General features: G+C 76.1%; 7 protein-coding genes. 5 read left to right on the forward strand and 2 right to left on the reverse strand.

All coding sequences use genetic code 11. From position 1 onward, the window contains the following. Positions 1 to 70 precede the first annotated feature (70 nt). The gene (locus ABT247_RS12675) at positions 71 to 1,798 is read left to right on the forward strand and encodes a bifunctional 3'-5' exonuclease/DNA polymerase (RefSeq protein WP_350741852.1); all 1,728 of its coding nucleotides are present in this window, start codon (positions 71 to 73) and stop codon (positions 1,796 to 1,798) included. A gap of 54 nt (positions 1,799 to 1,852) precedes the next feature. Here ABT247_RS12675 and dhaM read toward each other — a convergent pair whose 3' ends face one another. Beyond that, the gene (gene dhaM / locus ABT247_RS12680) at positions 1,853 to 2,248 is read right to left on the reverse strand and encodes a dihydroxyacetone kinase phosphoryl donor subunit DhaM (protein WP_350741854.1); all 396 of its coding nucleotides are present in this window, start codon (positions 2,246 to 2,248) and stop codon (positions 1,853 to 1,855) included. Between the two features lie 254 nt (positions 2,249 to 2,502). On the opposite strand from dhaM, the gene dhaK reads away from it, so the two are divergent. After that, complete coding sequence (gene dhaK / locus ABT247_RS12685) at positions 2,503 to 3,498, forward strand: dihydroxyacetone kinase subunit DhaK (RefSeq protein WP_350741856.1); 996 nt, start codon at positions 2,503 to 2,505, stop codon at positions 3,496 to 3,498. 12 nt (positions 3,499 to 3,510) lie between these two features. Further along, positions 3,511 to 4,137, forward strand: coding sequence for a dihydroxyacetone kinase subunit DhaL (gene dhaL, locus ABT247_RS12690; RefSeq protein WP_350741858.1), 627 nt, complete (start codon positions 3,511 to 3,513; stop codon positions 4,135 to 4,137). A 169-nt stretch (positions 4,138 to 4,306) separates the two neighbouring features. On the opposite strand, the gene ABT247_RS12695 is transcribed toward dhaL, so the two are convergent. Continuing rightward, positions 4,307 to 5,476 (reverse strand): PP2C family protein-serine/threonine phosphatase, encoded by a 1,170-nt coding sequence (locus tag ABT247_RS12695; RefSeq protein ID WP_350741860.1) that lies wholly within the window; start codon positions 5,474 to 5,476, stop codon positions 4,307 to 4,309. A gap of 274 nt (positions 5,477 to 5,750) precedes the next feature. Here ABT247_RS12695 and ABT247_RS12700 point away from each other — a divergent pair, with 274 nt between their 5' ends. Together ABT247_RS12700 and ABT247_RS12705 are read left to right on the forward strand one after the other, a co-directional pair. Continuing rightward, positions 5,751 to 5,969, forward strand: a complete 219-nt coding sequence (locus ABT247_RS12700) for a heavy-metal-associated domain-containing protein (protein WP_350741862.1) — start codon at positions 5,751 to 5,753, stop codon at positions 5,967 to 5,969. Positions 5,970 to 6,039: 70 nt separating this feature from the next. Beyond that, a partial coding sequence (locus ABT247_RS12705) for a heavy metal translocating P-type ATPase (RefSeq protein WP_350741864.1) occupies positions 6,040 to 7,358 on the forward strand: 1,319 nt, incomplete at its 3' end.

Below are 7,358 nucleotides of genomic sequence, written 5' to 3' on the forward strand. Positions count from 1 at the left end.
TGTCAACCGACCACAGACCAACCGACCGCGAACCGCCCGCCCGCTCGCTCGCCGGAGAGGAGACGCCCCCGTGGCCCCCAGAACCGCCCTCGTGCCCGACCCGCACGGCCCCGGCGGCCGCCTCCAGCCGCTGGACGACGCCGGGGCGCCGCTCGGTCCACCGGAGGCCGTCCGCGACCTCGCCGCCGCCGTGGCCGCCCGGGAGGCCGCCGGGAGCGGCGCTCCGCCCGGGCCCCGCTGGGTCTGGGCCGCCGCCGACTCCGGGTACGCCCCGCTGCTGCCCCGCCTTCCCGACCGCCTCGCCCGCTGCCACGACCTGCGGCTGGTCGAGGCCCTGCTGCTGGGGCACGAGGGCCGCATCGGCGCGCCGCGCTCGCTCGGCGCCGCCTGGTCCCGGCTGCACGGCCTGCCCGTCCCGGACGACCTGCCCGAACCGGGCCTGGCCGACGCGGACGACGGCCAGGACACCCTGTTCGCCCCCGACCGCCTCCAACTACCGCCCGGCGTCGACCCCTTGGCCGCCGTGGTGGCCGTGCACGCCGAGCAGCAGCGGCGGATCGCCGCCATCGCCGATCCGGCCGCCCGGCAGCGCTTCCGGCTGCTGGTCGCCGCCGAGTCCGCCGGCGCCCTCGCGGCCGCCGAGATGGCCCACGACGGGCTGCCCTGGCGCGCCGACGTCCACGACCGGCTGCTGACCGAGCTGCTCGGCCCGCGCCCCACCGTGCCCGGCACCCAGCCCCGGCGGCTCGCCGACCTCGCCGTCGAGCTGCAGCAGGCCCTGGGCGCCAAGCCGTTCAACCCCGACTCGCACACCCAGGTGCTGCGCGCCTTCGCGGAGGCCGGCATCCAGCTCGGCTCCACCCGCTCCTGGGAGCTCAGGGGCATCGACCACCCGGCCGCCCGGCTGCTGCTGCGCTACAAGGAGCTCTCCAGGATCCACGTCGCCCACGGCTGGGCCTGGCAGGACGCCTGGGCCCGCGGCGGCCGCTTCCGTCCCGAGTACGTCGTCGGCGGTGTGGTCTCGGGCCGTTGGGCCAGCCGCGGCGGCGGCGCCCTGCAGATCCCGCGCATCCTGCGCCGCGCCGTGGTCGCCGACCCGGGCTGGCTGCTGGTGGTCGCCGACGCCGCCCAGCTGGAGCCGCGGGTGCTCGCCGCACTCTCCCAGGACGCCGGGCTGGCCCGCACCGCGGCCGGCGGCGACCTCTACGAGGCGCTCGCCGCGACCGCCTTCCAGGGGGACCGCGACAAGGCCAAGCTCGGTCTGCTCGGCGCCATGTACGGGCAGACCAGCGGCGACATCGGCCCGCTGCTGAACACCCTGCGCCGCCGCTACCCCGCCGCGATGGGCTACGTCGAGGCCGCCGCCCGCACCGGCGAGGACGGCGGCGTGGTCGCCTCCCGGCTCGGCCGGGTCTGCCCGCCGGCCTCCGCCGCCTTCCTCGACCTCACCGAGGCCGACGCCGTCGGCGAGACGGGCGGTCGCACCGCCCGCGCCCGTGGCCGGTTCACCCGCAACTTCGTCATCCAGGCCAGCGCCGCCGACTGGGCCCTCACCCTGATCGCCGCGCTGCGCCGACGGCTGGCCGAACTGCCGGCCGCGACCCCCGCGGACCGCCCGCACCTGGTGTTCTTCCAGCACGACGAGGTGATCGTGCACACCCCGGCCAACCTGGCCGACGAGGTGGCCGCCGCCGTCGCCGAGGCGGCCGAGGAGGCCCGCCGGCTGGTGTTCGGCGACACCCCGGTGCGGTTCCCGCTCAGCACGGCGGTGGTGGACTGCTACGCGGACGCGAAGTAGCCGCCCGGGGGTGTCCGCACGGTCGGCGCTCCCGACGGGAGCCGCCGCGCACCCCTACGGCAGTTTGCGGAAGGACCACGCCTCCTCGGCCGCCGCGACCACCTCGGCCAGCCCCGCCCCGGTGGAGGCCGTGACGGCGGCCGCGACCGCGCCCTCCACGAACGGCGCGTCCACCAGCCGCACGCCCGGGCGCGGCTCGTCCTCCAGCACGGTCACCGCGGTGAGCACCGAACTGCCGAGGTCCGGCAGCACGACCACGCCCGCCCCGCCGTCCGCCTCCGCGATCGCCCCGGCGATCAGCTCGTAGCTGGTGCCGAGTCCGCCGTCCTCCGTCCCGGCCGCGACCACCACGCGCACGCCGTCGGAGGCGAGTTCGCCGAGCAGCTCGCGCAACCCGGCGGCCAGTGCGGCGCTGTGCGAAACCAGAACGATGCCCACCCGCTCAGTCATGCGCCCGACCCTACGGGCCCGGCCGCTGCTCCGGGAGGGTGAGTGCGATCCCGCGTGTCGCACCCCGTGCCCCGCACCCCCGTCTGGCGTAGCGTCGGCTCGGGGGCCGTTCGATCCGACCGGCCCGCGCGCCCGCACCACCACGCACGGCGTCCGCCGCCACGGCGTCCCGGTACCGGAACCGCCGGAACCGCTGGGTCGCCGCAGGCGCCCGGGTCGCCGGGGCATCACGGCCATCGAGGGAGCGAAGAGCGTTGAAGAATCTGATCAACACCCCGGAGAGCGTCCTGGAGGACACGCTGGCCGGGATCGCCGCGGCCCACCCCGAGCTGGCGGTGGACATCCCCAACCGGGTGATCACCCGGGCCGCCCGCCCGGCCGGCCCGAAGGTCGCACTGATCTCCGGCGGCGGCTCCGGGCACGAACCGCTGCACGGCGGATTCGTCGGGCCCGGCATGCTCGACGCCGCCTGCCCCGGCGAGGTGTTCACCTCGCCCGTCCCGGACCAGATGCTGGCTGCCGCCAAGGCGGTGGAGAACGGCGCCGGGGTGGTCTTCGTCGTGAAGAACTACACCGGCGACGTGATGAACTTCGAGCTCGCCGCCGAACTCGCCGCCGAGGAGGGCCTGGAGGTCCGCACCGTCCTGGTCAACGACGACGTCGCGGTCGAGGACTCCACCTGGACGGCCGGGCGCCGGGGCACCGGCGCGACCGTCCTGGTGGAGAAGACCGCCGGTGCGCTGGCCGAGCGCGGCGCCGCTCTGGACGAGGTGGCCGCGCTGGGCGAACGGGTCAACGCGGCCTCCCGTTCCTTCGCGATCGCGCTGACCGCCGCCACCGTCCCGGCCGCCGGCAAGCCCGGCTTCGACCTGCCCGAGGACGAGATCGAGGTCGGCGTCGGCATCCACGGCGAGCCCGGCCGCCGCCGCGAGAAGCTGCGGCCGGCCCGTGAACTGGCCGCCGAGGTGGTCGGGACCGTCCTCGCCGACCACCACCTGACCCCGGGCGACGAGGTGATCGCCCTGCTCAGCGGCCTGGGCGCGACGCCGCTGCTGGAGCTGTACGTGGTCTACGGCGAGGTCGCCGCCCGGCTCGCCGAGCACGGCATCACGGTGGCCCGCAGCCTGGTCGGCAACTACGTCACCAGTCTGGACATGGCGGGCTTCTCGCTCACCCTCACCAAGGCCGACGCCCAGCTCCTGGAGCTCTGGGACGCCCCGGTCGACACCCCCGCCCTCAAGCGGGCCTGAGGCGGACGCCCGATGGACTTCGACACCACGCTCGCCGAGGCCTGGATCCGCGCGATCGCCGCGGCCGTCGACCAGGAGCAGACCCGGCTCACCGAACTGGACTCCGCGATCGGCGACGGCGACCACGGCAGCAACCTCCGGCGTGGCTTCACCGCAGCCCTGACCGCCCTGGACGGCCTCCGGCCGGACGGCCCCGGCGCCGTCCTCGGCAAGACCGGCACCACCCTCGTCTCCAAGGTCGGCGGCGCCTCCGGTCCGCTCTACGGCAAGGCCTTCCGTGCCGTCGGCGCCGCCCTGCCCGAGGCCGCCGCCCCGGCCGCCCTCGCCGAGGCCCTGGCGTCCGGCCTGGACGCCGTCCGCGCGCTCGGCAAGGCCGATCCCGGCGACAAGACCATCGTCGACGCCTGGACCCCGGCCGTCGCGGCCTTCCGCCACGCGGCCGCCACCGGCGCGGACCTGCCGGAGGCGGCGGCCGCCGCCGCCGAGGCCGCCGAGCAGGGCGCCCGTGACACGGTGCCGCTGCGGGCCCGCAAGGGCCGCGCCTCCTACCTCGGCGAACGCAGCATCGGCCACCAGGATCCCGGCGCCACCTCCACCGCCCTGATCTTCCGCGCCCTCGCCGAGGTCACCGCCGGCTGACCCCCGCGCCGTGGCTCCCGGGCCCGGTCCGGCCGGGAGCCACCAGGCCGGCGAGCCACGCAACCCGGGAGTCACACGCCCCGAGAGCCACACGCCCCCAGAGCCACACGCCCCCAGAGCCACGCGGCCCGTGAGCCGCGAGCCGCAGGACGACCCGGCGGCGGAGCCGTCAGTCCGTCCGGGTGATCAGCAGCAGCAGCGCGTCGTCCCGCAGCCCTCCGCCCGTGTGCGCGAGCAGATCGGCGTACACCCGCTCCACCGCCGCCTCCAGTTCGCCCGGCGAGCGCGCCGCTCCCCGGACCAGCGGCCCGACCCGCTCCGCCAACGGGTAGAACTCCCCGCTCCGCCGGTGCCGGGCCTCGATCACGCCGTCCGTGCAGAGCACCAGGACGTCCTCCTTGCCGAACGGCTGCCCCCACGTGGCCGGCTCCCCCGCCGCGAGCCGCCCGAGGCCGAGCGGCACCCACGGGTCCGGCGCGTCCAGCACCTGCGCCCGCCCGTCGCCGTCGACCCGGATCGGCGGCACGTGGCCGTACTGCAGCAGCTCCATCGCCCCGGGCCGCCGGAACTCCACGAACAGGGCGGTGGTGAAGTCCCCGTCGGGCGCGTGCCGCTCGACGCTGGCCTCGACCCGCGCCGCGACGCCCTGCAGCCCGGTCTCGTCGTACGCGGCCTCGCGGAACGCGCCGAGCACCACCGCCGCCGTCTGGACCGCCGCGAGCCCCTTGCCGCGGACGTCCCCGACGGCGACCCGCGTCCCGTGCGGCGTCTCCAGCACCGAGTACAGGTCCCCGCCGATCCGCGAGGCGTCCGCCGCCGACACGTACCGCACGGCCAGCCGCAGCGGACCGACCGCCGGCCCCGGCAGTCGCAGCAGGGCCCGCTGGGCGGCCTCGGCCACGGAGCTGACCGCGGCGAAGGCCGCCGCCCGCCGCATCCTGATCTTGGCCACCCAGGCCGAGAAGGCCGTCAGGACCAGGTAGCTGACCATCGCACCGTAGAGGAAGCGTGCGTCGTTGATGTTGTCGACCTGGTCGTAGTGGCTGAGCCCGAACACCGCGAGCAGCCCAAGCGAGCAGACGGCGATCAGCTCGCCGGGCTTGAGGGTGAGCGCGGCGACGGCCGGGACGACGGTCATCAGGGGCGCGAGGTAGCGGTCCTTGCCGGAGAGGAGGTCCGCGAGGCCGACCAGCAGGACGGCGGTCAGCGCCGGCGTCGCCCGCCGCCAGAGCGGCACGTCCTGGAGGTCGGCGGCCAGCAGGGCGCCCTGCTGCCGCTCCGGTGGCAGTCCGGCGGCGGTGGGCGCCGCGGGCGACCGGGCGCGGCGGATCGAAAGCACATATCGAACATAAGGGACGATCACACCACCGAACCACCCGCTCGCCCGTCGGGATTCCGCCGGCCCGGCGACGGCGCCCCACCCGGCCCCGACCCGCCGCCGCCTCCCCGGCCGGGCCCCTGCGGTCGCCTACGATGCGATCCATTCCACCCCCACCCGCCCCCCTCGCGGAATACCCCCAAGGGGTATGGTGTTATGAGAGTAGGACCCCCGGCGCGCCATCCGCACCGGGGCTGAACCGCGCACCAACCGCACCGAGAGCCCGGAGGCCCTGATGTCCAGCACCATCACCTACACCGTGTCCGGCATGAGCTGCGGACACTGCGAGAAGGCGATCAGCCAGGAGCTCGCCACGCTGGCCGGCGTCCTCGACGTGGCCGCCGACGCCCAGGCCGGCACCGTCACCGTCTCCTCCGCCGCCCCGCTGGACGAGGAGCAGATCCGGGCCGCCGTCGACGAGGCCGGGTACGAGCTGGTCGGCCGCAGCGCCTGACCCACCCCGGTACGGCGGGGGCCCGCCCCAGTGGCCCCCGCCGAACGCCCCCACCAAGGAGCTGAACCGCATGAGCACGTCCGCCCCGGATGTCGGGGCCAGGGACCGGGTCGAGCTGTCGATCGGCGGGATGACCTGCGCCTCCTGCGCGGCCCGGATCGAGAAGAAGCTCAACCGGATGGACGGCGTCGAGGCCACCGTCAACTTCGCCACCGAGAAGGCCCGGGTCGACTACGGCCCCGGCATCACGGTGGACGACCTGATCGCCACCGTCGAGCGGACCGGCTACACCGCCGAACCCCCGCCGCCCCCGGCACCCGCCGCCCCGCAACCGGCCGACGCCACCGCCGCCGAGCCGGCGCCCACCCCCGAGCCGCACCGCGACCGGCTGCTGGTCAGCGCCGTGCTCAGCGCCCCGGTGGTGCTGCTCTCCATGGTCCCCGCCCTGCAGTTCACGAACTGGCAGTGGCTGGCCTTCGCCCTCACCGGCCCGGTCGTCGTCCACGGCGGACTGCCCTTCCACCGCGCCGCCTGGACCAACCTCAAGCACGGCGCCGCGACCATGGACACCCTGGTCTCGCTCGGCACCCTGGCCGCCTTCGGTTGGTCCGTCTGGGCGCTGTTCGGGGGTCACGCCGGCATGCCGGGCATGCACCACGACTTCTCGTTCTCGATCGGCGGCACCGACGCCTCCTCCGCGCTCTACCTGGAGACCGCCGCCGCCGTCACGGTGCTGATCCTGCTCGGCCGCCACCTCGAAGCCCGCTCCAAGCACCGCGCCGGCGCCGCCCTGCGCACCCTGCTCGACCTCGGCGCCAAGGACGTCACCGTCCTCCAGGACGGGGGAGGCGGAGCCGGAGCGCCCTCGGACGCGGACGGTCGCGGCCGACCGGCGGGCGGCCGGGAGATCCGGCTGCCGGTGGACCGTCTGGCCGTCGGGATGCGCTTCGTGGTGCGGCCGGGCGAGAAGATCGCCACCGACGGCACGGTCGTCGAGGGCAGCTCCGCGGTGGACGCCTCGATGCTCACCGGCGAGTCGGTGCCGGTCGAGGTCGGCGTCGGCGACGCCGTCACCGGCGCCACCGTCAACGTCGGCGGCCGACTGGTCGTCGAGGCGACCAGGGTCGGCGCGGACACCCGGCTCGCCCGGATGGCCAGGCTGGTCGAGGACGCCCAGAACGGCAAGGCCGCCGCCCAGCGCCTGGCCGACCGGATCTCCGCCGTCTTCGTCCCGGTGGTCATCCTGATCGCGCTGGCCACGCTGGTCGTCCGACTGCTCGCCACCGGTGACTCCACCGCCGCCTTCACGGCGGCCGTGGCCGTGCTGATCATCGCCTGCCCGTGCGCCCTGGGCCTGGCCACCCCGACCGCGCTGCTGGTCGGCACCGG

The organism is Kitasatospora sp. NPDC001539 (genome assembly GCF_040298565.1).
In the GTDB taxonomy this organism is placed as follows: domain Bacteria; phylum Actinomycetota; class Actinomycetes; order Streptomycetales; family Streptomycetaceae; genus Kitasatospora.